Annotated in this window: 34 protein-coding genes, 1 tRNA gene and 3 rRNA genes; all 38 read left to right on the top strand. The window is 40.4% G+C overall.

Going from position 1 to position 23,805, the window contains the following annotated elements; all coding sequences use genetic code 11:
• The first annotated feature begins 65 nt into the window (after nucleotides 1-65).
• The 38 genes from HVS_RS15170 to HVS_RS14985 all read left to right on the top strand — a co-directional run bounded on the left by HVS_RS15170 (nucleotide 66) and on the right by HVS_RS14985 (nucleotide 23,795).
• Complete coding sequence (locus tag HVS_RS15170; RefSeq protein ID WP_157942942.1) at nucleotides 66-503, top strand: ATP-binding protein; 438 nt, start codon at nucleotides 66-68, stop codon at nucleotides 501-503.
• Between the two features lie 489 nt (nucleotides 504-992).
• Nucleotides 993-2,516: ribosomal RNA gene (locus HVS_RS15165) — 16S ribosomal RNA — on the top strand.
• 220 nt (nucleotides 2,517-2,736) lie between these two features.
• A tRNA-Ala gene (locus HVS_RS15160) sits at nucleotides 2,737-2,812 on the top strand.
• 226 nt (nucleotides 2,813-3,038) lie between these two features.
• A 23S ribosomal RNA gene (locus HVS_RS15155) occupies nucleotides 3,039-5,951 on the top strand.
• Between the two features lie 104 nt (nucleotides 5,952-6,055).
• Nucleotides 6,056-6,172: ribosomal RNA gene (gene rrf, locus HVS_RS15150) — 5S ribosomal RNA — on the top strand.
• The 16S, 23S and 5S rRNA genes sit together here with 1 tRNA gene alongside, the layout of an rRNA operon.
• 380 nt (nucleotides 6,173-6,552) lie before the next feature.
• Nucleotides 6,553-6,864: a 30S ribosomal protein S10 gene (gene rpsJ, locus HVS_RS15145; protein ID WP_101303644.1), complete on the top strand. Its 312-nt coding sequence runs from the start codon at nucleotides 6,553-6,555 to the stop codon at nucleotides 6,862-6,864.
• Between the two features lie 71 nt (nucleotides 6,865-6,935).
• On the top strand, nucleotides 6,936-7,571 hold the full coding sequence (gene rplC, locus HVS_RS15140) for a 50S ribosomal protein L3 (protein WP_101303642.1): 636 nt from the start codon (nucleotides 6,936-6,938) through the stop codon (nucleotides 7,569-7,571).
• Nucleotides 7,572-7,597: 26 nt separating this feature from the next.
• Nucleotides 7,598-8,221 carry a 50S ribosomal protein L4 gene (gene rplD, locus HVS_RS15135; RefSeq protein ID WP_101303640.1) on the top strand — a complete coding sequence of 208 codons (624 nt, stop codon included), beginning with the start codon at nucleotides 7,598-7,600 and terminating at the stop codon, nucleotides 8,219-8,221.
• On the top strand, nucleotides 8,221-8,574 hold the full coding sequence (rplW, locus tag HVS_RS15130) for a 50S ribosomal protein L23 (protein ID WP_101303638.1): 354 nt from the start codon (nucleotides 8,221-8,223) through the stop codon (nucleotides 8,572-8,574). Before rplD ends, rplW begins: the two co-directional genes overlap by 1 nt.
• Before the next feature lie 45 nt (nucleotides 8,575-8,619).
• Complete coding sequence (gene rplB / locus HVS_RS15125) at nucleotides 8,620-9,453, top strand: 50S ribosomal protein L2 (protein ID WP_101303636.1); 834 nt, start codon at nucleotides 8,620-8,622, stop codon at nucleotides 9,451-9,453.
• Nucleotides 9,454-9,511: 58 nt separating this feature from the next.
• Nucleotides 9,512-9,796, top strand: a complete 285-nt coding sequence (gene rpsS, locus HVS_RS15120) for a 30S ribosomal protein S19 (RefSeq protein WP_101303634.1) — start codon at nucleotides 9,512-9,514, stop codon at nucleotides 9,794-9,796.
• Nucleotides 9,797-9,925: 129 nt separating this feature from the next.
• Entirely contained in the window at nucleotides 9,926-10,303 is a 378-nt protein-coding gene (gene rplV / locus HVS_RS15115; protein ID WP_192876545.1) for a 50S ribosomal protein L22, read from the top strand.
• A gap of 20 nt (nucleotides 10,304-10,323) precedes the next feature.
• A complete protein-coding gene (rpsC, locus tag HVS_RS15110) occupies nucleotides 10,324-11,004 on the top strand; it encodes a 30S ribosomal protein S3 (RefSeq protein WP_101303630.1) in 681 nt (226 codons plus the stop codon).
• Nucleotides 10,991-11,428 (top strand): 50S ribosomal protein L16, encoded by a 438-nt coding sequence (gene rplP, locus HVS_RS15105; protein ID WP_101303628.1) that lies wholly within the window; start codon nucleotides 10,991-10,993, stop codon nucleotides 11,426-11,428. The genes rpsC and rplP overlap by 14 nt, the downstream gene beginning before the upstream one ends.
• Nucleotides 11,418-11,621 carry a 50S ribosomal protein L29 gene (gene rpmC / locus HVS_RS15100; protein ID WP_101303626.1) on the top strand — a complete coding sequence of 68 codons (204 nt, stop codon included), beginning with the start codon at nucleotides 11,418-11,420 and terminating at the stop codon, nucleotides 11,619-11,621. The genes rplP and rpmC overlap by 11 nt, the downstream gene beginning before the upstream one ends.
• 21 nt (nucleotides 11,622-11,642) lie before the next feature.
• Nucleotides 11,643-11,900 (top strand): 30S ribosomal protein S17, encoded by a 258-nt coding sequence (gene rpsQ / locus HVS_RS15095; protein ID WP_101303623.1) that lies wholly within the window; start codon nucleotides 11,643-11,645, stop codon nucleotides 11,898-11,900.
• A gap of 44 nt (nucleotides 11,901-11,944) precedes the next feature.
• The gene (gene rplN, locus HVS_RS15090; protein WP_101303620.1) at nucleotides 11,945-12,313 is read left to right on the top strand and encodes a 50S ribosomal protein L14; all 369 of its coding nucleotides are present in this window, start codon (nucleotides 11,945-11,947) and stop codon (nucleotides 12,311-12,313) included.
• Between the two features lie 19 nt (nucleotides 12,314-12,332).
• Entirely contained in the window at nucleotides 12,333-12,677 is a 345-nt protein-coding gene (gene rplX / locus HVS_RS15085; protein WP_101303618.1) for a 50S ribosomal protein L24, read from the top strand.
• Nucleotides 12,678-12,707: 30 nt separating this feature from the next.
• Nucleotides 12,708-13,250: a 50S ribosomal protein L5 gene (rplE, locus tag HVS_RS15080; RefSeq protein WP_101303616.1), complete on the top strand. Its 543-nt coding sequence runs from the start codon at nucleotides 12,708-12,710 to the stop codon at nucleotides 13,248-13,250.
• A 15-nt stretch (nucleotides 13,251-13,265) separates the two neighbouring features.
• Nucleotides 13,266-13,451, top strand: coding sequence for a type Z 30S ribosomal protein S14 (locus HVS_RS15075; protein WP_101303614.1), 186 nt, complete (start codon nucleotides 13,266-13,268; stop codon nucleotides 13,449-13,451).
• A 26-nt stretch (nucleotides 13,452-13,477) separates the two neighbouring features.
• Nucleotides 13,478-13,876, top strand: a complete 399-nt coding sequence (gene rpsH / locus HVS_RS15070) for a 30S ribosomal protein S8 (protein ID WP_101303612.1) — start codon at nucleotides 13,478-13,480, stop codon at nucleotides 13,874-13,876.
• A 65-nt stretch (nucleotides 13,877-13,941) separates the two neighbouring features.
• Nucleotides 13,942-14,481 (top strand): 50S ribosomal protein L6, encoded by a 540-nt coding sequence (rplF, locus tag HVS_RS15065; RefSeq protein WP_101303610.1) that lies wholly within the window; start codon nucleotides 13,942-13,944, stop codon nucleotides 14,479-14,481.
• Nucleotides 14,482-14,498: 17 nt separating this feature from the next.
• Nucleotides 14,499-14,867, top strand: a complete 369-nt coding sequence (rplR, locus tag HVS_RS15060) for a 50S ribosomal protein L18 (protein ID WP_101303608.1) — start codon at nucleotides 14,499-14,501, stop codon at nucleotides 14,865-14,867.
• An 18-nt stretch (nucleotides 14,868-14,885) separates the two neighbouring features.
• Nucleotides 14,886-15,386 (top strand): 30S ribosomal protein S5, encoded by a 501-nt coding sequence (gene rpsE / locus HVS_RS15055; RefSeq protein ID WP_101303606.1) that lies wholly within the window; start codon nucleotides 14,886-14,888, stop codon nucleotides 15,384-15,386.
• Nucleotides 15,387-15,398: 12 nt separating this feature from the next.
• Complete coding sequence (gene rpmD / locus HVS_RS15050; RefSeq protein ID WP_101303604.1) at nucleotides 15,399-15,581, top strand: 50S ribosomal protein L30; 183 nt, start codon at nucleotides 15,399-15,401, stop codon at nucleotides 15,579-15,581.
• Nucleotides 15,582-15,596: 15 nt separating this feature from the next.
• Nucleotides 15,597-16,037, top strand: coding sequence for a 50S ribosomal protein L15 (gene rplO, locus HVS_RS15045; protein WP_101303602.1), 441 nt, complete (start codon nucleotides 15,597-15,599; stop codon nucleotides 16,035-16,037).
• A 1-nt stretch (nucleotide 16,038) separates the two neighbouring features.
• Nucleotides 16,039-17,319 carry a preprotein translocase subunit SecY gene (gene secY, locus HVS_RS15040; protein WP_101303599.1) on the top strand — a complete coding sequence of 427 codons (1,281 nt, stop codon included), beginning with the start codon at nucleotides 16,039-16,041 and terminating at the stop codon, nucleotides 17,317-17,319.
• 40 nt (nucleotides 17,320-17,359) lie between these two features.
• The gene (locus HVS_RS15035) at nucleotides 17,360-18,007 is read left to right on the top strand and encodes an adenylate kinase (protein ID WP_101303597.1); all 648 of its coding nucleotides are present in this window, start codon (nucleotides 17,360-17,362) and stop codon (nucleotides 18,005-18,007) included.
• A complete protein-coding gene (gene map, locus HVS_RS15030; protein ID WP_101303595.1) occupies nucleotides 18,007-18,777 on the top strand; it encodes a type I methionyl aminopeptidase in 771 nt (256 codons plus the stop codon). The genes HVS_RS15035 and map overlap by 1 nt, the downstream gene beginning before the upstream one ends.
• A gap of 46 nt (nucleotides 18,778-18,823) precedes the next feature.
• Nucleotides 18,824-19,102: a KOW domain-containing RNA-binding protein gene (locus tag HVS_RS15025; RefSeq protein ID WP_101303593.1), complete on the top strand. Its 279-nt coding sequence runs from the start codon at nucleotides 18,824-18,826 to the stop codon at nucleotides 19,100-19,102.
• Nucleotides 19,103-19,152: 50 nt separating this feature from the next.
• Nucleotides 19,153-19,371, top strand: coding sequence for a translation initiation factor IF-1 (infA, locus tag HVS_RS15020; protein WP_003514670.1), 219 nt, complete (start codon nucleotides 19,153-19,155; stop codon nucleotides 19,369-19,371).
• 18 nt (nucleotides 19,372-19,389) lie between these two features.
• Nucleotides 19,390-19,503 carry a 50S ribosomal protein L36 gene (gene rpmJ, locus HVS_RS15015; RefSeq protein ID WP_003514672.1) on the top strand — a complete coding sequence of 38 codons (114 nt, stop codon included), beginning with the start codon at nucleotides 19,390-19,392 and terminating at the stop codon, nucleotides 19,501-19,503.
• 142 nt (nucleotides 19,504-19,645) lie between these two features.
• Entirely contained in the window at nucleotides 19,646-20,017 is a 372-nt protein-coding gene (gene rpsM / locus HVS_RS15010) for a 30S ribosomal protein S13 (RefSeq protein WP_101303591.1), read from the top strand.
• Between the two features lie 21 nt (nucleotides 20,018-20,038).
• Nucleotides 20,039-20,443, top strand: coding sequence for a 30S ribosomal protein S11 (gene rpsK / locus HVS_RS15005; protein ID WP_101303589.1), 405 nt, complete (start codon nucleotides 20,039-20,041; stop codon nucleotides 20,441-20,443).
• Nucleotides 20,444-20,484: 41 nt separating this feature from the next.
• On the top strand, nucleotides 20,485-21,111 hold the full coding sequence (rpsD, locus tag HVS_RS15000) for a 30S ribosomal protein S4 (protein ID WP_101303587.1): 627 nt from the start codon (nucleotides 20,485-20,487) through the stop codon (nucleotides 21,109-21,111).
• Nucleotides 21,112-21,262: 151 nt separating this feature from the next.
• On the top strand, nucleotides 21,263-22,210 hold the full coding sequence (locus HVS_RS14995) for a DNA-directed RNA polymerase subunit alpha (protein WP_101303585.1): 948 nt from the start codon (nucleotides 21,263-21,265) through the stop codon (nucleotides 22,208-22,210).
• Between the two features lie 51 nt (nucleotides 22,211-22,261).
• Entirely contained in the window at nucleotides 22,262-22,786 is a 525-nt protein-coding gene (locus HVS_RS14990; RefSeq protein ID WP_101303583.1) for a bL17 family ribosomal protein, read from the top strand.
• A gap of 151 nt (nucleotides 22,787-22,937) precedes the next feature.
• Complete coding sequence (locus HVS_RS14985; protein WP_235827409.1) at nucleotides 22,938-23,795, top strand: energy-coupling factor transporter ATPase; 858 nt, start codon at nucleotides 22,938-22,940, stop codon at nucleotides 23,793-23,795.
• The last annotated feature ends 10 nt before the right edge of the window (nucleotides 23,796-23,805 follow it).

The following is a 23,805-nucleotide window of genomic DNA, read 5'->3' as shown; positions in this document are numbered from 1 at the left end:
TGGCTAAATTATCAGTCATGTTAATTTATTTAGTGATTTAAATTTATTTAGGAGATTTGAGGAAATTGAAATCATCAAATTCATTTAAGCTATTTGTAGTTAACAAAAATACAAATATCCGTACCTTAATAGAGGAAATACTAAAATTCTTGTTTGATGAAGGGATATGCACCAAACAAGATATTTTGTTTGAAATTAAAGTTATTCTATATGAACTTATTCAAAATGCCATATGTCATGGCAATAAAAATGATGCAGTAAAGTCAGTTAAGCTTAATGTAAAAACAGAAGGGGATACCATTTGCATCATTGTAGAGGATGAAGGTGAAGGGTATAACTTTAAACAACTTTTAAACTCTATTAAGGATGATGAATCAATTAATTGTGATGTATGTGATTTAAAAGAAAGCGGCAGAGGGATGATTTTAGTTACAAATCTTTCTGAAAAAATATCATTTAACGCCAAAGGAAACAGGGTGGAAGTGATAAAAAGGCTGAGATAATTATTATAAAGCAAACACCATATATAAGGTAGAAATAAAAATTTAAAATCATTTCATAGTAAAATGACGAATAAAGCATATTTTAAAAGAATAATAAAGTTTTATTTGTTTAAATTGTTCTTATAGTTTAAAATTGCAGTATTGTGAAGTTGATAAAGCAACGCTAAAGATGTTATATTATTAAAGCTGTTGCACATAAGGTTGCAGCGGTAAGGTTTAAGTCAGCACTAAAAAAATATTTAAAAAAAGTGTTGACAAAGAAAAAAACCTGTGGTAACATATAAAAGTCGCTCTCAGAGAAGGGCGCTTTTTAAAGCAAGGTTGGACTTTGAAAAGTGAACAGTGTAACATGGAAATGAAATCCGTTAATTCATTTGAGTACTCTAGCCAAGAAGCATGGAGTAATTCATGGATAAGAAGCGTAAGAGCTAGATAAATTTTCTAATGAAAATAGTGGAGTTAGCGCGAGCTGACTTTACGGATAAATTTTTATTAGAGGGTTTGATCCTGGCTCAGGATGAACGCTGGCGGCGTGCCTAACACATGCAAGTCGAGCGGGGTATACGGAGCAGCTTGCTGCACTGTAGACCTAGCGGCGGACGGGTGAGTAACGCGTGGGTAACCTGCCTTACACAGGGGGATAACACTGGGAAACCAGTGCTAATACCGCATAACATCATTTTATGGCATCATGAAATGATCAAAGGAGAAATCCGGTGTAAGATGGGCCCGCGTCCGATTAGCTAGTTGGTGAGGTAATGGCTCACCAAGGCAGCGATCGGTAGCCGGACTGAGAGGTTGGCCGGCCACATTGGGACTGAGACACGGCCCAGACTCCTACGGGAGGCAGCAGTGGGGAATATTGCGCAATGGGGGGAACCCTGACGCAGCGACGCCGCGTGAAGGAAGAAGGCCTTCGGGTTGTAAACTTCTTTGATTGGGGAAGAAAAATGACGGTACCCAAAGAACAAGCCACGGCTAACTACGTGCCAGCAGCCGCGGTAATACGTAGGTGGCGAGCGTTATCCGGAATTACTGGGTGTAAAGGGCGTGTAGGCGGGGATGCAAGTCAGATGTGAAATTCCGGGGCTCAACCTCGGCACTGCATCTGAAACTGTGTCTCTTGAGTGCTGGAGAGGAAAGTGGAATTCCTAGTGTAGCGGTGAAATGCGTAGAGATTAGGAGGAACACCAGTGGCGAAGGCGACTTTCTGGACAGCAACTGACGCTGAGGCGCGAGAGCGTGGGGAGCAAACAGGATTAGATACCCTGGTAGTCCACGCCGTAAACGATGGATACTAGGTGTAGGAGGTATCGACCCCTTCTGTGCCGTAGTTAACACAATAAGTATCCCACCTGGGGAGTACGGCCGCAAGGCTGAAACTCAAAGGAATTGACGGGGGCCCGCACAAGCAGTGGAGTATGTGGTTTAATTCGAAGCAACGCGAAGAACCTTACCAGGGCTTGACATCCCTTGACCGCTGTAGAAATACAGTTTCCCTTCGGGGCAAGGAGACAGGTGGTGCATGGTTGTCGTCAGCTCGTGTCGTGAGATGTTGGGTTAAGTCCCGCAACGAGCGCAACCCCTGTCGTTAGTTGCCAGCACGTAGAGGTGGGCACTCTAGCGAGACTGCCGGTGACAAATCGGAGGAAGGTGGGGACGACGTCAAATCATCATGCCCCTTATGTCCTGGGCTACACACGTACTACAATGGTTGCTACAGAGGGCAGCGAAGCCGCGAGGTGGAGCAAATCCCTAAAAGCAGCCCCAGTTCGGATTGCAGGCTGAAACTCGCCTGCATGAAGTCGGAATTGCTAGTAATGGCAGGTCAGCATACTGCCGTGAATACGTTCCCGGGCCTTGTACACACCGCCCGTCACACCATGAGAGTCGGCAACACCCGAAGTCAGTAGTCTAACCGCAAGGGGGACGCTGCCGAAGGTGGGGCTGATGATTGGGGTGAAGTCGTAACAAGGTAGCCGTATCGGAAGGTGCGGCTGGATCACCTCCTTTCTAAGGAGAACTTAGTTCTTCGGAAGAATAGAATTCCGGAGACAGTATCCTAGGTCGGTCTAGAAGCCAAGTGCTTTTAGTATAACGGGTTCATTCCAGAAGTTACACTGTTTAGTTTTGAAAGGTTTCCAACCTTTGAAAACCGGAAGCAGGATAAAGGAGTTATGTTTTAGCATGGTTAATGAAGGCATGCTATAAATCCAAGCTCTGGTATTTAAACGGGGATATAGCTCAGTTGGGAGAGCACCTGCCTTGCAAGCAGGGGGTCAGGAGTTCGAATCTCCTTATCTCCACCAAATAGAGGTTAGAAGTGAGAGATAAGAAGTGTGGACATCCGACTTCTAACATCTAACATCTAGCTTCTGGTATATGTACCTTGAAAATTATATAATGTAAGTGAAGCGAAATGAGAAGCAAAAGGGTAAAGAGCATACTTTAAAGTATAAAACTTTAAGGGGTGCAAAAGACTCTTAGGAAACTCATTAAGATGGTAAGAGGCAAGAACTTTACGAGAACCGAATAGGTCAAGCTATTAAGAGCATAGGGTGAATGCCTAGGCACCAGAAGGCGAAGAAGGACGTGGTAAGCTGCGATAAGCTGCGGTTAGGCGCAAACAGCCATTGACCCGCAGATTTCCGAATGGGGGAACCCACCTGAGGTAAATGCTCAGGTACTATTGCATGAATCCATAGTGCAATAGGGCGATACGTGGGGAACTGAAACATCTAAGTACCCACAGGAAAAGAAATCAACAGAGATTCCGTGAGTAGTGGCGAGCGAAAGCGGAGGAGCCCAAACCATACTAGCTTGCTAGTATGGGGTTGTGGACTGGCATAATGATTCTCGGAGCTTAGCAGAATCAGGCTGGAAAGCCTGGACCATAGAGGGTAAAAGTCCCGTATGCGAAAAGTGAAGAGACAGGCCAGAATCCAGAGTACCACGAGGCACGTGAAACCTTGTGGGAAGCAGGGAGGACCACCTTCCAAGGCTAAATACTAACTGGTGACCGATAGTGGAGCAGTACCGTGAGGGAAAGGTGAAAAGAACCCCGGGAGGGGAGTGAAAGAGAACCTGAAACCCTATGTTTACAAGCAGTTGGAGAGCGTTAAGGCTCGACAGCGTACTTTTTGTAGAACGGTCCGGCGAGTTACTGTATGTAGCGAGGTTAAGTACTAAAGGTACGGAGCCGCAGGGAAACCGAGTCTTAATAGGGCGATTAAGTTACATGCAGTAGACCCGAAACCGGGTGATCTATCCATGGGCAGGTTGAAACGAGAGTAAAATCTCGCGGAGGACCGAACCCGGAACCGTTGAAAAGGTTTGGGATGACCTGTGGATAGGGGTGAAATGCCAATCGAACTCGGAGATAGCTGGTTCTCCTCGAAATAGCTTTAGGGCTAGCCTCAAGGTAGTCTAACGGAGGTAAAGCACTGATTGGGCTAGGGGCCTTACCGGGTTACCGAACCCTATCAAACTCTGAATGCCGTATAGATGTTCCTTGGGAGTCAGACTATGTGAGATAAGTTTCATAGTCGAGAGGGAAACAACCCAGACCACCAGCTAAGGTCCCAAAATCGCAGTTAAGTGGAAAAGGATGTGGGTTTGCTAAGACAACTAGGATGTTGGCTTAGAAGCAGCCATTCATTTAAAGAGTGCGTAATAGCTCACTAGTCGAGTGAACCTGCGCCGAAAATGTCCGGGGCTTAAACTGTGTACCGAAGCTGTGGCTTTGTGTGAGAGCACAAGGGGTAGGGGAGCGTACTGTACTGGCAGAAGCATGATCGGAAGGACATGTGGACGGTACAGTAGTGAGAATGCCGGAATGAGTAGCGAGAGTAAAGTGAGAATCTTTACCGTCGAAAGCCTAAGGTTTCCTGGGGAAGGTTCGTCCGCCCAGGGTAAGTCGGGACCTAAGCTGAGGCCGGAAGGCGTAGGCGATGGGGAACAGGTTGAAATTCCTGTACTACCGCTGTTCGTTAAGAGAAGTGGGGACGCAGGGGGATAGGTTAAGCGAGCGGCTGGAAGAGCTCGTCCAAGGGAGGTAGATAGGCCGGTAGGCAAATCCGCCGGTTGTTTCGAAGTCCTGATGGGGAGGGAAATATAAGTACCGAAGTAACTGATTCCGCACTGACAAGAAAAGCCACTATCGAGAGCAGAGGTACCCGTACCGCAAACCGACACAGGTAGGTGAGGAGAGAATCCTAAGACGAGCGGGAGAAGCGTTGTTAAGGAACTCGGCAAATTGACCCCGTAAGTTCGCGAGAAGGGGTGCCTGGTAAGACAGGCCGCAGAGAGTAGGCCCAAACAACTGTTTATCAAAAACACAGGTCTCTGCTAAATCGAAAGATGAAGTATAGGGGCTGACGCCTGCCCGGTGCTGGAAGGTTACGGGGATCTGTTAGCTTAGAGCGAAGCAGTGAACCTAAGCCCCAGTAAACGGCGGCCGTAACTATAACGGTCCTAAGGTAGCGAAATTCCTTGTCAGGTAAGTTCTGACCCGCACGAAAGGCGTAATGATTTGGGCGCTGTCTCGACAACGCACCCGGTGAAATTGTAGTACTCGTGAAGATGCGAGTTACCCGCGACAAGACGGAAAGACCCCATGGAGCTTTACTGTAGCCTGATACTGGGTTTTGGTATTCTTTGTACAGGATAGGTGGGAGGCATAGAAGTATGTACGCCAGTATATATGGAGCCGTCGTTGGGATACCACTCTAAGGATGCTGAAGCTCTAACCAGAGGCCGTGAATCCGGTCTTGGGACAATGTCAGGTGGGCAGTTTGACTGGGGCGGTCGCCTCCTAAAAGGTAACGGAGGCGTCCAAAGGTTACCTCAGCACGGTTGGAAATCGTGCATTGAGTGCAAAGGCATAAGGTAGCCTGACTGCGAGACAGACAGGTCGAGCAGGTACGAAAGTAGGGCTTAGTGATCCGGCGGTATGAGAGTGGAATTGCCGTCGCTCAACGGATAAAAGCTACCCTGGGGATAACAGGCTTATCTCCCCCAAGAGTCCACATCGACGGGGAGGTTTGGCACCTCGATGTCGGCTCATCGCATCCTGGAGCTGGAGTAGGTTCCAAGGGTTTGGCTGTTCGCCAATTAAAGCGGTACGCGAGCTGGGTTCAGAACGTCGTGAGACAGTTCGGTCCCTATCTGTCGTGGGCGTAGGATATTTGAAGGGAGCTGTCCTTAGTACGAGAGGACCGGGATGGACAAACCTCTGGTGCACCAGTTGTCACGCCAGTGGCACAGCTGGGTAGCTAAGTTTGGAAGGGATAAACGCTGAAGGCATCTAAGCGTGAAGCCCCCCCTAAGATGAGATATCCCACCGTTTACGGTTAAGACCCCATGAAGACTACATGGTAGATAGGCCAGGTGTGCAAGTGCAGTAATGCATTTAGCTGACTGGTACTAATAGGTCGAGGGCTTGATCAAGAAAAAGGAGAGTCTTTTACTGTAGCTTAGTGAGTGAAGAGCTTCTTAAAAGCTTCATTACATTATATAATTTTGAGGGTATATCCTTAAAAAGTTTACAATTTTCTGGTGGCTATAACGAGGAGGACACACCCGTTCCCATACCGAACACGGAAGTTAAGCTCCTCAGTGCCGATGATACTTGGATGGAGACGTCCTGGGAAAGTAGGTCGCTGCCAGATTTATATCAAGACTCTGAGTTGATTTCTCAGAGTCTTGTCATTTTAAATTGCAATATTAAACTTAAAAAAGTTCTTGCAAAATTAAAAAAAGTGTAGTAAAATATTGAATGTTGTGACAAGACATACGATGAATTGGGAGATTGCTGTACTAGATACAGGGAACTTCCAAGGAGAATGTCCGATTCTAAGAAACCGGGCGACAAGTCACTGTACATTTTGTAATGCATAAAGTATAGGTATTGACTAAGTACAGCTCAGGTTTTAGTACCCTAAAAAGAGAGGGATTATTGCCTGAGTTTTTAAATAGCTTAAAAAGAAACACCCGGCATAGTGTACAGATAGTTGCTTGTTGTACGTAATAATTATAAGGAGGATTATGTATGGCAAACAAACAAAAAATCAGAATCAGGTTAAAAGCGTTTGACCACCAGATTCTTGACCAGTCGGCTGAGAAGATAGTTGAGACAGCGAAGAGAACGGGAGCAAGTGTATCAGGGCCGGTACCACTGCCCACTGAGAAAGAAATAATTACTATATTAAGAGCTCCACATAAGTACAAAGATTCACGTGAGCAGTTTGAGATGAGGACTCACAAAAGACTTATTGATATACTTCTTCCAACATCTAAGACTGTTGATTCATTAATGAGACTTGATTTGCCAGCTGGGGTTGACATTGAAATTAAACTGTAAGGTATTGTTTAGAGAAAAGGTCATGTTCACTTTCATTTAAGTGAACCAATAACCAATAGGAGGGAAGAGAGATGGAAAAATTTATACTAGGCAAAAAGCTAGGGATGACACAAGTTTTTACTGATGACGGATTGGTAGTGCCTGTTACAGTAATAGAGGCTGGTCCTGTTACTGTTGTTCAAACAAAAACTAATGAAACGGACGGATATACAGCTGTAAAAGTAGGATATGAGGATGTAAAGGAAAAAGCATTAAATAAGCCGGAAAGAGGCGTATTTGCTAAACATAAGTTAACTCCTAAAAGATATTTAAGAGAATTCAGAGTTAGCAATACAGAGGGGTTTGAAATCGGACAGGAAATCAAAGTAGATGTATTTGAAGAAGGAGACAAAGTAGACGTAACCGGAACATCAAAAGGTAAAGGATTTGCAGGTGCTATAAAGAGACACGGCTATTCAAGAGGACGTGAAACTCACGGTTCACACTATCACAGAGGAGTAGGGGCACTCTCAGGATGTGCAGATCCAGGAAAGGTTTTTAAAGGCAGAAAGCTTTCAGGTCATATGGGAGTAGAAAGGGTTACTGTTCAGAATCTTAATGTGGTGAAAGTAGATTCAGAAAGGAATTTACTATTAGTTAAAGGTGCTGTGCCAGGAGCAAGAGGCGGTCTTTTAATGATTAAGAGTGCAGTTAAGGCTAGCAAGTAAACTAGACGGAAGGAGGAGAAATTCAAATGCCAAAAGTAGATGTTTATGATATAAACGGAAATGTAATTGGTGATATTGAACTTAGTGATAATATATTTGCCGTTGATATTAACAAAGGAGCGGTTCACCAGGTAGTAGTTAATCAACTGGCAAATAAAAGGCAGGGTACACAGTCTGCCAAGACAAGAGCTGAAGTCCGTGGCGGCGGGATAAAGCCATGGAGGCAAAAAGGAACAGGAAGGGCAAGGCATGGTAGCATACGTTCACCTCTATGGATAAAAGGTGGAGTTGTATTTGCACCAAAGCCAAGAAGCTACAGATATACACTTCCTAAAAAACTAAGAAGGCTTGCGCTAAAGTCAGCACTTTCTTCAAAAGTTGCTGAAGACCAAATTATTGTTTTAGATTCACTTAATTTAGATTCAATTAAAACAAAGCATATGGCAGAGATATTGAAAAATTTAAAAGTGGACGATAGTGCAGTTATAGTTATCCCTGAAAAGAATGAAAATATTGAAAAATCATCCAGAAATATACCTGGTATAAAGACGCTTCTTGTAAATACAATTAATGTTTATGACATTGTAAGACACAATAAATTCATTGTAACCAGGGAGGCAGTATCTAAGATAGAGGAGGTGTACGCATAATGAAATTAGCTGAAGATATTATAAAAAAGCCTCTTATAACGGAAAAGAGTAATATGGAAGTAGCAGAGGGCAAGTACACCTTTATAGTTGACAAGAATGCTACAAAGACAGAAATAAAGAAGGCTGTTGAAAAATTATTCCAGGTTAAGGTTCTAAAAGTTAATACCATGAACTTTAAAGGAAAGAAAAAGAGAATGGGCGTTCATGAAGGATTCAGACCTGATTGGAAAAAGGCAATTGTAAAAATTGACACTGATCCAAAGCCAGTGTCTTACATTGAAAAAGGCGGTAAAGAAGCTGTTATTAATAAGAAGTTCAAGACATCCATCGAAGAGTTTGGAGCTACACAATAGAATTGACCTTGTGATGTAAGATTGATAAAGGAGTGAAAAGGTGAAATGGCGATAAAAAAGTATAAACCCACTTCTCCAGGCAGAAGATTTATGTCAGTATCTACTTTTGAGGATATAACCAAAAAAGAGCCTGAGAAATCCCTGGTAATGCCTTTAAAGAAAAATTCCGGAAGAAACTCATACGGAAGAATCACAGTTAGGCACAGGGGTGGCGGTGCGAGAAGGAAATATAGAATAATAGATTTTAAGAGGGATAAAGACGGCATAAAGGCAAAAGTAGCAGCTATTGAATATGACCCGAACAGGACAGCTAACATTGCACTATTACACTATTTTGATGGTGAGAAGAGGTATATAATAGCTCCTGAAGGCTTAAAACCAGGGGATATTGTGGAATCAGGTGAAAATGCGGACATAAGACCTGGAAATGCATTACCTCTTATCAACATACCTGTAGGAACAGAAATACACAATATTGAGCTTAAACCTGGCAAAGGTGGTCAGCTTGTAAGAGCGGCAGGTAACTCAGCCCAGCTGATGGCTAAAGAAGGAAAGTATGCACAAGTAAGACTTCCGTCAGGTGAAGTTAGAATGATTAATGTGAAATGTAAAGCTTCCATTGGTCAGGTAGGCAATATTGAACATGAAAATATTACAATAGGTAAAGCTGGAAGACAAAGATGGCTAGGCAGAAGGCCAAGTGTAAGAGGGGTAGTTATGAACCCTGTGGATCACCCACATGGTGGTGGAGAAGGTAAATCACCAATTGGTATGCCAAGCCCTGTTACACCTTGGGGTGTGCCTACATTAGGATACAAGACCAGAAAGAAAAATAAAGACTCTGATAAGTATATTGTAAAGAGAAGAACTAAGAAGTAATTTTAGGAAGCGGTTTTTCCTTCTCTATATAATCAGAATGAAAGGAGGACACTGAGTAATGAGTAGATCCACAAAAAAGGGGCCATTTGTTGACAAGAAGCTGTTTAAAAGAATTGAGGAAATGAATAATAAAAATGAAAAGAAAGTAATTAAGACATGGTCAAGGGCATCTACCATATTTCCACAGATGGTTGGACATACAATAGCGGTGCACGATGGAAGAAAACATGTGCCTGTATATATAACAGAGGATATGGTTGGACATAAATTAGGTGAATTTGCTCCTACAAGGACATTTAGAGGTCACGGGAGCCATACTGAAAGGTCAACGGCGTTAAAGTAAAGGAGTTCATCATGAAAGGAGGAGATCAAGTTGGCAAAAGAAACTATTTCTAAAAGAGAACTTCTTAAAGACAGGGAAAAAGCTTTAGAAGTTTATAGTAAAAAGCATAGAAAATCAAATAAACCTGCTTTGCTTACCAAGAAGGAAAGAAAAGCTTTAGGGATTGGCAAGGACAGGGGTATTGCAACACTTAGGTATGCGAGAATATCTCCTAGAAAAGTTAAGATTGTTTTAGATCTTATAAAGAATAAGGACATTGGCGAAGCTTATGCGATTTTGAGATATACTCCAAAAGCTGCATCGGAGATATTATTTAAACTTTTGAAATCTGCTGAATCAAACGCAGTGAATAATAACGATTTAAACAGGGATGAATTGTACGTGGCTGACTGCTATGCTAACCAAGGTCCTACATTAAAGAGAATAAGGCCAAGAGCTCAGGGAAGGGCCAACAGAATAAGAAAAAGAACAAGTCATATTACCATAGTAGTTAAGGAAAGAGAATGATGTGAAAAGGAGGGTGGATAATGGGACAGAAAGTTAATCCACATGGGTTAAGAGTTGGAATTATAAAAGACTGGGATACAAAATGGTATGCAAATAAAAAGACTTTTTGTGAGTTTCTTATTGAAGATGTTAAGATAAGAAATTTTATAAAGAAGAAACTTTATACAGCAGGTATTGCAAGAATAGAAATTGAGAGAGCAGCTAATAAGGTTAAGATTAATGTTCACACTGCAAAGCCGGGTCTTGTAATTGGAAGAGGCGGTTCAGGAATAGACGAATTGAGAAGACAGTTAGAAAAACTTACACAAAAGAGTGTGCTTATAAATATAACAGAAATAAAAACTCCGGAACTTAATGCACAGTTAGTAGCTGAAAACATAGCGGCACAGCTTGAAAAGAGAATTTCCTTCAGAAGGGCTATGAAACAGGCAATGGCAAGAGCCATGAAATTAGGTGCAAAGGGTATAAAAACCCAGGTTTCAGGAAGATTAGGCGGTGCAGAGATAGCAAGGACTGAACATTATCGTGAAGGAACAATACCACTTCAGACTTTAAGGGCAGACGTGGATTATGGATTTGCTGAAGCTGATACAACTTACGGAAAATTAGGCGTTAAAGTCTGGATATATAAGGGAGAAGTTCTTCCAGCTGCTAAGAGGGATAAAAGGGCGGAAGGAGGAGAGAAAAGTGTTAATGCCTAAAAGAGTGAAGTATAGAAGGGTTCACAGAGGCAGAATGAAAGGTGTTGCAACAAGGGGCAACAAAGTAACTTATGGTGATTATGGTATAAAAGCTGTAGAGCCAGGATGGATTACAAGTAATCAAATAGAAGCTGCCAGAGTAGCTATGACCCGTTTTATAAGAAGAGGGGGAAAAGTTTGGATAAAAATTTTCCCAGACAAACCTGTAACACAAAAACCTGCGGAAACACGTATGGGTAGCGGTAAAGGTTCACCGGAATACTGGGTAGCTGTTGTGAAACCGGGAAGAGTTATGTTTGAAATTGGCGGAGTGCCAGAAGATACTGCAAGGGAAGCTCTAAGGCTTGCTATGCATAAACTTCCCATTAAGTGTAAATTCGTGGCACGTGAAGATGAAATGGGTGGTGAAGCAGATGAAAGCTAAAGAAATAAGAGAAAAATCACGGGAGGAATTAAATAAAGAATTAATGGATTTAAAATCCGAGTTGTTTAAATTAAGGTTTCAACATGCTACTAACCAGCTTGACAATCCAATGAGATTAAGAGAAGTAAGAAAGTCAATTGCCCGTATTAAAACTGTTTTAAGGGAAAGGGAACTTAATGATATAAAGGTGTAATCCTGGAAGGAGGTAGGCTAAGTGTCACAAAGAGGTTTAAGAAAGACAAGAGTGGGCAAGGTAACAAGCGATAAAATGGATAAAACAATAGTTGTAAGTGTGGAAAGTGCAGTAAAGCATCCATTATATAAAAAGTTTGTTAAAAGGACATATAAACTAAAAGCCCACGATGAAAACAACGAATGCCGCGTAGGCGATATTGTAAGAGTTATGGAAACACGTCCTTTGAGCAGGCATAAAAGATGGAGACTTGTAGAGATAGTTGAAAAAGCCCGTTAGGATTATTTATAACACCAAGTTGCTTTTGAAAGGAGGTTTTAAACATGATTCAGTCAGAATCCATGCTTAAGGTGGCTGATAATACTGGAGCAAAAAAAGTAATGTGCATAAAGGTTCTTGGTGGTTCTAAAAGAAAGTATGCAAATATCGGTGATGTAATAGTCGCTTCAGTTAAAGATGCAACGCCAGGCGGCGTTGTAAAAAAAGGTGAAATTGTAAGGTGCGTAATTGTCCGTTCTAAAAAGGGAGTTAGAAGACCTGACGGTTCATATATCAGATTTGACGAAAATGCAGCGGTAATAATAAGGGAGGATAAAAACCCCAGAGGAACGCGTATATTTGGCCCTGTAGCAAGGGAACTAAGAGATAAGGAGTACATGAAAATATTATCACTTGCGCCAGAAGTTTTATAGGAGAGGAGGCGGCTTTTAAATGAAAAACAAGATTCATGTAAAAAAAGGTGATACTGTTATAGTTTTAAGCGGAAAAGATAAAAACAAAAAAGGTAAGGTTATAAGAACTTTCCCTGGAAATAGCATGGTTTTGGTTGAAGGGGTTAACATGGTGAAAAAGCATGTAAGACCAAGACCGCCAATGCAGCAGGGAGGAATTATAAATCAGGAAGCACCTATACACAGTTCAAAAGTAATGTTGATTTGTTCAAAGTGTGGCAAACCTTCAAAAACGAAAATAACTGTCTATGAAAATGGTGCAAAGGACAGGGCATGCAAAAAATGCGGCGAGGTTATAGATTCAATAAGAGGACCAAAGAAATAAGTACTATGTGTAGGGAAGGAGGTTGTTTAAATGCCGGGACTAAAAGATAAATATTTAAATGAAGTGGCACCAGCTTTGAAATCAAAGTTTAATTATAAAAGTGTAATGGAAGTTCCCAAACTTGAAAAAGTTGTGCTAAATATGGGAATCGGAGATGCAAAGGACGATCCAAAAGCATTAGATGCTGCAGTGAATGACTTGACATTAATTTCAGGTCAAAAACCTATAGTTACAAAAGCTAAAAAGTCTGTTGCGGCTTTTAAGCTTAGAACAGGTATGAATGTTGGCTGTAAAGTAACTTTAAGAGGAGACAGAATGTACGATTTTGTTCATAAGCTCTTTAACGTAGCACTACCAAGAGTTCGTGACTTTAGAGGGGTACCTGTAAATTCCTTTGATGGAAGAGGTAATTATTCCTTAGGCGTTAAAGAACAGTTGATATTTCCTGAAATAGATTATGACAAGGTTGAGAAGATAAGAGGAATGGATATAACTTTTGTGACAACGGCTAAGACTGATGAGGAAGCAAGAGAGCTTCTTAAGTTAATGGGAATGCCGTTTACACAGAGCTAAAGGAGGGATTTTTGCGTGGCAAAAAAGGCGATGATATTAAAGCAACAGAGAAAGCAAAAGTATAAGACAAGAGAGTATAACCGTTGCAAACTGTGTGGACGTCCACATGCTTACATTAGAAAGTTCGGCATATGCCGTTTGTGCTTTAGGGAATTAGCTTATAAAGGCCAGATACCAGGTGTTAGAAAAGCAAGTTGGTAGTTATCTTGTGAAAGGAGGTTAAGCACATGCAGGCAACAGATGTAATTGCAGATATGTTGACAAGAATAAGAAATGCTAGTTCTGCAAAACATGAAACAGTTGATGTACCGGCTTCCAATATAAAGAGATCAATAGCAAAAATACTATTGGAAGAGGGTTATGTAAGAGATATAGAAGAAATAGATGATGGTAAACAAGGTATTTTAAGGATAAAGCTAAAATATGCTCCTACTAGACAAAGTGTAATTACAGGAATTAAGAGAATTAGTAAACCGGGACTAAGGGTTTATGTAGCAAAAGATCAGATACCAAAGGTGCTTGGAGGTTTGGGAATAGCGATAATTTCAACCTCTAAGGGCGTTATGACTGATAAGAAAGCAAGAGCTGAAGGTGTTGGCGGAGAAGTTTTAGCTTATGTATGGTAATAAAATGTATCTGAAAAGGGTTCAAAGTATTTGGGCTCATAATGTTAAGAACAGGAGGTTTAGTTATGTCCAGGATAGGTAAAGCACCTATAGAAATACCTTCAGGCGTTGATATCACTCTTAATGACGACAATACCGTTGTTGTAAAAGGTAAAAACGGTGTTTTGACAAAATCATTTCATAAAGATATGATTATAAAAGTAGAAGACGGAAAAGTTGTAGTTGAGAGGCCTTCAGACCTGAAGAAGCATAAATCATTACATGGATTGACAAGAACGTTAATAAACAATATGGTTGTTGGAGTAACTGAAGGGTTTCAAAAGGCCCTTGAGATACACGGGGTTGGTTACAGGGCACAAAAGCAAGGGAAAAAGCTAGTACTCTCATTAGGGTATTCCAACCCGGTTGAGATGGAAGAGCCGGAAGGTATAACTGTTGAGGTACCAGCTCCCAACCAGATTATTGTAAAGGGAATAGACAAACAGGCGGTAGGGGAATTTGCTGCTAAAATAAGAAGCAAGAGACCACCAGAGGTTTACAAAGGCAAAGGTGTCAGATATGCTAATGAAGTTGTAAGAAGAAAAGAAGGTAAAACTGGTAAGTAGAGGGAGAGTGAGACTGGATGATTAAAAAGCCTGGTAAAAATGTGGCTAGACTTAGAAAACATGCTAGGGTGCGTAAGAAAATAAAGGGAACAACAGAAAGACCACGTTTAAATGTATATAGAAGCCTTACAAACTTTTACGCCCAGGTTATAGATGATACCACAGGAAAAACTCTTGTTGCTGCATCATCACTGGACAGCAGCATAAAAGGAAAATATAAAAATTGCGGGAACAAAGAAGTTGCCAGGGAAGTTGGAAAACTTCTTGGTCAAAAAGCCATTAAAGAAGGTATAAAAAAAGTGGTATTTGACAGAGGCGGATACTTGTACCATGGAAGAGTAAAAGAGTTTGCAGAAGGTGCAAGAGAAGCGGGATTAGAATTCTAAGTAAGGAGGGAGAATAAATTGCAACGAATTGATGCCAGTGTATTGGACTTAAAAGAAAAAGTAGTTAATATAGGACGCGTAACCAAGGTTGTTAAAGGTGGTAGAAACTTCCGTTTCAGTGCTTTGGTAGTGGTAGGCGACGAAAACGGTCATGTTGGAGCTGGTATAGGAAAGGCTGCTGAAATACCTGACGCAATTAGAAAAGGTATAGATGCTGCTAAGAAAAACCTTATAAAAGTTCCAATTGTAGATACAACAATCCCACATGAAATGATGGGGGAATTTGGTGCCGGAAAGGTACTTTTAAAGCCAGCCGGTCAGGGTACCGGAGTTATAGCTGGGGGTCCTGTGAGAGCGGTATTGGAGTTGGCAGGTATTAAAGACATCAGGACAAAATCGCTGGGCTCAAACAATCCTATTAACATGGTCAGGGCAACCATTACAGGTCTCTCTCAGCTAAAAACTGTAGAAGAGGTTGCAAAGCTTCGTGGTAAAACAGTGGAAGAAGTATTAGGTTAGGAGGGGACTTTGGTGGCAAAACTCAAGATAACTTTAGTAAGAAGTACCAGTAAACTTAAAAAGCCCCAATTAGCGACTTTAGAAGCTTTGGGCTTGAAGAAAAAAATTGGTTCTTCTGTGGAGCAAAATGACAATCCGCAAATAAGAGGTATGATAAAGAAAGTGGAACATGTAATAGCTGTAGAAGAAATATAAAGGGAGGTGTAATCAATGAAGCTATACGAATTACAACCTAACAAAGGAGCTAGAAAACAGCCTAAGAGAAAAGGAAGAGGCTATGGCTCTGGCCTTGGAAAGACGGCTGGAAGAGGTCAAGGCGGCCAGAAATCCCGTTCAGGCGGCGGCGTAAGGATTGGATTCGAGGGCGGACAAATGCCTCTTTATAGAAGGGTTCCAAAAAGAGGTTTTAACAATATATTTGCAAAAGTTTACTCGGTGGTAAATGTTTCGGACTTAAATATTTTTGATGACGGGACTGTTGTTGATGAAAACTTACTAATAGAAAAAGGTTTAGTAAAAAAAGTGGTAGACGGTGTTAAAATTCTAGGTGACGGGGACTTAAAGAAAAAGCTTACTGTAAAGGCTACCAAATTTACCAAAACAGCTTCTGAAAAGATTGAGGCTGCAGGAGGAAAGGTCGAGGTGATATAGTATGCGAGCGATAATAGAGACCCTGAGGAATGCCTGGAAAATAGCAGACCTGCGTAAAAGAATACTGGTTACCTTGTTTTTTCTGTTGCTTTTCAGGCTAGGAGCTGCTATACCTGTACCTGGATTAAATCCGGATATTCTAAAAGAACTGCTAGGCGGTGCCTCCATATTTAACTTTGCCAACATTATCGGGGGAGGTGCCCTGGCAAGAGCAACAATATTTGCATTAGGGATTACACCATATATTACTGCATCCATTATTATGAACCTATTGGCCGTTGCAATTCCAAAACTTGAACAGCTTGCAAAAGAAGGAGAAGAAGGACGGAAAATAATGGCTCAGTATACCAGGTATGGGACTGTAGTTTTAGCATTTTTGCAAGCAACAGGTTTTTACTTTGGATTGCGTGATGCTGTAATGACAAGAGGATGGTTTTCATTTGTGACAATAACGCTAACTTTTACAGCAGGAACTGCAATTTTAATGTGGTTAGGAGAACAGATAACAGAACATGGAATAGGAAACGGGATTTCACTTATAATTTTTGCAGGTATTCTTTCACAGGGTCCCGCAGCCTACGGCGCATTAATGGCTCAAAAAGAAAATATAGGAACAGGAATAATGCTTTATGTAGGAATAGCTGCAATTGTACTTGTATTTTTAGCTGTGGTAACAGCTGTTGTGTGGGTGCAGGAGGCTGAGAGAAGAATTCCTGTTCAATATGCAAAGAGGGTTGTAGGAAGAAAAATGTATGGTGGCCAGAGTACCCATATACCAATTAAGGTAAATATGGCCGGAGTTATACCTATAATATTTGCATCTTCATTTATTATGCTTCCACCTACAATAGTAGGGTTCTTCTGGGCTAATTCCACCCATCCCGTTGCGGTATTTTTCAGACATTTTCCGGAAAAACCATGGGTGGCTGCATTAAACGGTGTTTTAATAATGTTCTTCACATTTTTCTATACTTTTATACAGTTTAACCCAGTAGAACTTGCAAATAACTTAAAGAAGAACGGCGGATTTATACCGGGAATAAGGCCAGGAAAGCCAACTTCAGACTACATTTTTAAAGTTGTTAACAGAATAACTTGGTTTTCAGCAGTATTTATTGCGGCAATACAATTATTCCCATCCTTACTTGGAACTTTGACAAAATTACAGGGTGTTTGGATTGCCGGATCCAGTATAATGATTATGGTTGGGGTTGCACTAGAAACTGTTAAGCAGATAGAGTCACAGATGATAATGAGACATTACAAAGGATTTTTAGAGTAGTTGCCAGTAGCAGTTAATATTTAAAATTATGGAGGATGCTATGAGACTAGTTATATTAGGTGCCCCGGGAGCGGGCAAAGGTACACAGGCAGTGAATTTAGCAAAGACCCATAATGTTCCTCATATCTCTACTGGGGACATATTCAGAAGCAATATTAAAAACGGGACGGAACTTGGGAAAAAAGCCAAAGAGTATATTGACAAAGGGCTGTTGGTTCCGGACGAAATAACAATAGGAATAGTAAAAGACAGGCTGACAGAGCCGGATTGCCAGAAAGGTTTTATTTTGGACGGGTTCCCCAGGACAATTGAGCAGGCAGAAAAACTGGATGCTATGCTGGAAGAAATGGGTGTTAAGCTTGACAAAGTGTTAAACATCCATGTTCCGGATGATGAAATAGTAAAGAGAATGTCCGGGCGGAGAGTTTGTCCAAAATGCGGAGCAAGTTATCATACAGTATATAAGCCCACAGCTAAAGAGAATGTATGCGATAACTGTGAAGCAAATGTTGTACAAAGGGAAGACGACAAAGAAGAAATTGTAAGAAAAAGACTTGAAACCTATCATAAGCAGACAGAGCCATTAATTGAGTACTATACTAAAAAAGGAAACCTTGTCACAGTTGTAGGCAAAGAGAAAATAGAAGACACGACTAACGAAGTAATTAAAGCTTTGGGTGAATTTTAATGATTTCAATAAAGACAAAAAGTGAAATAGATCTTATGAGGACAGCCGGAGAAATAGTAGCTTTAGTTCTTAAAAAGATTGAAGAGAATATCAGCCCTGGAGTTACAACCATTGAACTTGACAGAATTGCTGAAGAATCCATCAGAAGCAAAGGGGCTATACCTTCCTTTAAAGGATATAAAGCTGCATATGCTAATATTGATGATTTCCCGGGAAGTATATGTGCATCAATAAATGATGAGGTAGTTCATGGAATACCAGGTTTAAGAGAACTAAAAGATGGCGATATTATAAGTGTTGACGTTGGAGCTTATATAAATGGGTTTCATGGAGATGCAGCAAGGACTTTTCCTGTAGGAAATATATCATCTGAATCCCGGAGACTGATTGAAGTTACCAAAAAAAGCTTTTTTGAGGGACTAAAAAAAGCGGTGGTGGGAAACAGGATAATTGATATTTCAGGAGCAATTGAAGACTGTGTGGTAGAAGCGGGATACTCTGTTGTACGTGAGTTTGTAGGTCATGGTATCGGGAGAGAAATGCATGAAGAGCCGCAGGTTCCCAATTATCGCTGCAGATTCCAAAGAGCAAGGTTAGTGGAAGGAATGACCCTTGCCATAGAGCCAATGGTAAATGAGGGCGGCCACGAAGTTAAAGTTTTAGACAATGGATGGACGGTGGTTACAGCCGACGGAAAATTATCAGCTCACTATGAGAATACCGTCGCCATCACTGAAAAAGGTCCTCTAATATTGACCATGCTTGACTAGGTTACCATGCAAAACTAGTTTTAGGGATTTTAATAGAGGTGATGTAATGGATGTTGACTTAGGACGGGTAGTGTTATCAATTGCAGGCAGAGACGCAGGAAGAGTATTTGTTGTAGTAGGAAGAATAGATGACAAGCATGTTTTGATTTCAGATGGTGACTTAAGGCGCATTGAAAAGCCAAAGAAAAAGAAGATAAAACATATAAAGGCTACTAAAGAAGTTATTTTACCTTTGAAAGAAAAACTTTCTAAGGGAGACAGGATTTCAAATTCAGAAATCCGGAAGGCATTAGCTGAGCTGGAGAATGAAAAAAGCGGCACTTAGTCTTTTGGGTGGATGATATTTGATTTAAGAGATAAGGAGGGGTTTTAATCTTGTCTAAGGAAGATGTAATTGAAGTTGAAGGAAAAGTTGTTGAGGCGCTGCCAAATGCGATGTTTGAGGTTGAATTGGAAAATGGACACAAAGTTTTGGCTCATATTTCAGGCAAACTCAGAATGAATTTTATAAGGATTTTACCTGGGGATAAGGTTACCGTAGAACTTTCTCCTTATGACCTGACCCGGGGTAGAATAACATGGAGGGCTAAGTAATTTAAGGAGGTAGTGATAATGAAAGTAAGACCATCTGTTAAGGTTATATGTGAAAAATGTAAAATCATAAGAAGAAAAGGCAGAGTAATGGTTATATGTCAAAATCCTAAACACAAGCAAAGACAAGGCTAAAAAAGGATTGGACTATAAAATAAAAATAACATACAGGAGAGCGGCTGCGTAGGTAATAGTTCTGTTACCTATGTCCTGGTGTGTTTATTTTATAGATTATAAAGTTATTAAACAGTAATACTAGTGGAGGTGTAAAAAAAATATGGCGCGTATTGCCGGAGTAGACTTACCCAGGGAAAAAAGAATTGAAATAGGATTAACCTATATCTTCGGTATTGGAAGAAGCTCTGCTAAAAGAATAGTAAGAGAGACCGGGGTTAATCCGGATACAAGAGTAAGAGATTTGACAGATGAAGAAGTTAACAAGCTTAGAGAATTTATAGATAGGAATTTTACTGTTGAGGGGGATCTTAGAAGAGAAGTAGCCCTTAACATAAAGAGGTTAATGGAAATTGGATGCTACAGGGGAAGAAGGCATAAACAAGGACTGCCTGTAAGGGGTCAAAGGACCAAAACCAATGCAAGGACAAGAAAAGGTCCAAAGAGAACAGTAGGAGTTCAAAGAAAAAAATAGTTAAAGGAGGTTAACGGTTTAATGGCAGCTAAAGCATCTGGTGGAAAAAGAACCACTAGAAGAAGAAGAGAAAGAAAAAATATAGAGCGTGGGGCAGCACACATACGTTCTACATTTAATAATACAATTGTGACTATAACTGATGTTGCAGGTAATGCAATTTCATGGTCTAGTGCAGGAGGGCTTGGTTTTAGAGGCTCAAGAAAAAGCACTCCATATGCAGCTCAAATGGCAGCTGAAACTGCTGCAAAAGCAGCAATGGAACATGGTTTAAAAACTGTAGAAGTATATGTAAAGGGTCCAGGGTCTGGAAGGGAAGCTGCTATAAGGGCACTTCAGGCTGCGGGACTTGAAGTTAGTCTTATAAAAGACGTAACTCCCATCCCTCATAACGGATGTAGACCGCCTAAGAGAAGAAGAGTGTAGTTGTTTGAAAATTTAAAAAATTGCTGGAGGTGTAAAAGTAAATGGCGAGATATACCGCTGCATCTTGCAGACTCTGCCGCAGGGAAGGTGAAAAACTTTACCTTAAAGGGGAAAGATGCACTACAAATAAATGTGCTGTTTCAAGAAGACCATATGCTCCTGGACAGCATGGACAGGGCAGAAAAAAACTATCTGAGTACGGTTTGCAGCTTAGGGAAAAACAAAAAGCAAGAAGATACTATGGTGTTTTGGAAAGCCAGTTTAGAAAATATTTTGACATGGCTGTTAAAAAAGAAGGAATCACTGGGGAAAATTTACTTCAAATATTAGAACTAAGGCTTGATAATGTTGTTTACAGAATGGGGCTTGCTATGTCCAGAAAAGAAGCAAGACAATTAGTAAGACATGGTCACTTTACTGTGAACGGCAAAAAAGTTAATATACCATCATATTTAGTTAAAGTTGGGGACGTTATATCTTTAAGGGAAAAGAGCAGAAATTCAGCTAAATTTAAAGACAATGCAGATTACGCAGCTTCTAAGCCGCCTACCAACTGGATTGAGTATGATGCGGACAATTTAACTGGTAAAATAGTTTCACTACCTACCAGGGAAGACATAGATTTACCAATAAAAGAAAGTCTGATAGTTGAGTTATACTCCAAGTAATTATAGTATATTTTTAGCTGTATTTGTTTGGTTCAGCAACTGAGGATCTATGCCAGAGATGAAAGTTTAAAAGCGGGTATTGTACAGTAATCAGAGTTTTGAATCAGTTGCCCTCAAAAAAATCAAAAGCTATTAAAAGGGAGGGTTTTTGATGATAGAAATTGAAAAGCCAAGAATTGAAAATGTGATAACTACGGAAGATAACGTGTATGGCAAGTTTGTGGTGGAACCATTGGAAAGAGGATATGGTATAACTCTTGGTAATTCACTAAGAAGAATATTACTTTCATCTTTGCCCGGTGTAGCTGTAACATCAATAAAAATAGATGGAGTATTACATGAATTTTCAACTATTCCCGGTGTAGTTGAAGATGTAACAGAAATAATTCTTAATCTTAAAGGATTGTCACTGGACATACACAGTGAAGGACCAAAAGTTATTTACATTGATGCTGACGGTGAAGGAGAAGTAACAGCAGGTGATATTAAGGCAGATGCTGATGTGGAAATTTTAAACCCTGACCACAAAATAGCCACTCTTACTGGTGAAGGCAGGCTATATATGGAAATGACAATAAACAGAGGCAGAGGATATGTATCTGCTGAAAAAAATAAGCTGCCCTCCCAGCCCATAGGAGTTATACCTGTTGATTCAATTTTTACTCCGGTGAGAAAGGTTAATTATACAGTTGAAAATACTCGTATCGGTCAAGTTACAGACTACGACAAGCTGACGTTGGAAGTATGGACTAACGGAAGTATAAAGCCGGACGAAGCAATTAGTTTAGGTGCAAAAGTGATGAGTGAACATTTGAACCTCTTTATTGATTTATCCGACAGTGCTAAGAACGCAGAAATAATGGTAGAAAAAGAAGAAACAAAGAAAGAAAAAGTTCTGGAGATGACAATTGAAGAACTGGATCTTTCAGTAAGATCTTATAATTGTCTGAAGAGGGCAGGAATTAACACTGTTGAAGATCTTACAAACAGGACAGAAGAAGATATGATGAAAGTCAGAAACTTAGGTAAAAAGTCATTAGAAGAGGTTTTAAGCAAATTAAAAGCACTAGGTCTTTCACTTGCACCAAGTGAGGATTAGTAAGGGATTAGTAAGTGTATTGATTTTTTATGCAAAGGAGGTATTAGAGAAATGCCATCTCATAGAAAATTAGGGCGTCCTACAGCACAAAGAAAAGCAATGCTTAGAGGTTTGGTAACCGCCCTTATTGAAAACGGAAGAATTGAAACAACTGAGGCAAGAGCTAAAGAAGTTAAAAGTATTGCAGAGAAACTTATTAGTGCAGCTATTAAAGAAAGCGATAATTATACATCAAAGCAAGGCAAGATAAGTACTGCAAAAGTTGACGCAAAAGGTAATAAAGTTACAGTTTCCAAAGAGTCAAAGCGTGGCAATACGTACGAAGTTGTTGAAAGAGAAGTAAAAACAGACATGGTAACGGTGGATAACCCATCAAGACTTTCTGCAAGAAGAAAGGCTATGAATTGGCTGTACAGGGTAAAGGACGAGAAAGGAAACAGAATAAACCTTGTAAACAAGCTGTTTGATGAAATCGCACCTAAATACAAAGGTGTAAATGGCGGATATACAAGGATTTACAGAATTGGTCCTAGAAGAGGCGATGGCGCCGAAATGGTTATTTTAGAGTTGGTTTAAGTGAAAAAGTCAAGCTTTAAGGGGTCAGGGGACTTATAACGTCAACTTGGCCCCTATAGTGTATTTAGAGATAAAAAGATGTTTTTTGTTATAAGTACAGGATATTTTTTGTCCGAAAAATAAAGACATTCTTTGTCTTAAGGGAAAATAGATGACAAGATGTGATAAAATGCTTATAAAAATGGAGGATGTCCAATACAGATACAAAAGAAATTCAAAAGGTAAACCTGCAGCAGACGGTATAAATTTAAAAATAGACAGAGGGGAATTTGTCTCTGTAATAGGCAGAAACGGTTCGGGAAAATCTACCTTTGCAAAGCTTCTAAACGCCATCCTTATTCCCACAAAGGGAAATATATATATTAATGGAGTGAAAACCACAAATGAAAAATATATTTGGGAAATAAGAAAAACTATAGGGATGGTATTTCAAAATCCTGATAACCAGATTGTTGCTGCTACAGTGGAAGAAGATGTGGCCTTTGGGCCTGAAAATTTAGGGCTTTCAAGGGAGGAAATATTAAAGAGGGTAAAGAAGGCTTTAAAAGATGTGGGGATGCAGTCTTACCGCCAATTTCCCGTACAAAATTTATCGCAGGGTGAAAAACAAAAGGTTGCAATAGCCGGGATACTTGCAATGAAGCCTGAATGTATAATTTTAGATGAAGCAACTTCCATGTTAGACCCTTTAAGCAGGAAAGAAGTGCTGACCATTGTAGAGAGATTAAATAAAGAAGAGGGCATTACTGTAATATACATAACTCACCATATGGAGGAAGCAGTGAGAGCAGACAGGATTTTGCTTTTTGATGAAGGAAAAATACAAAAAGACGGGACTCCTGAGGAGATATTTTCTAATGTTTGCTACATGAAAAAGGCAGGTCTTGATGTTCCGGAAATTACCCAATTATTTTATGAATTATCCCGGGAAGGATATATAAAATGCGATAAAAGCATTTTGACGGCAGAAGAGGGCATAAAAGCCTTTAAGGATTTATTACATTCTTGATTTTTTATAT

This window comes from Acetivibrio saccincola (assembly GCF_002844395.1).
GTDB classification, from domain to species: Bacteria; Bacillota; Clostridia; order Acetivibrionales; family Acetivibrionaceae; genus Herbivorax; species Herbivorax saccincola.
Note: the sequence above shows the minus strand (reverse complement) of the source record. Positions and strands in the feature narration are given on the sequence as shown.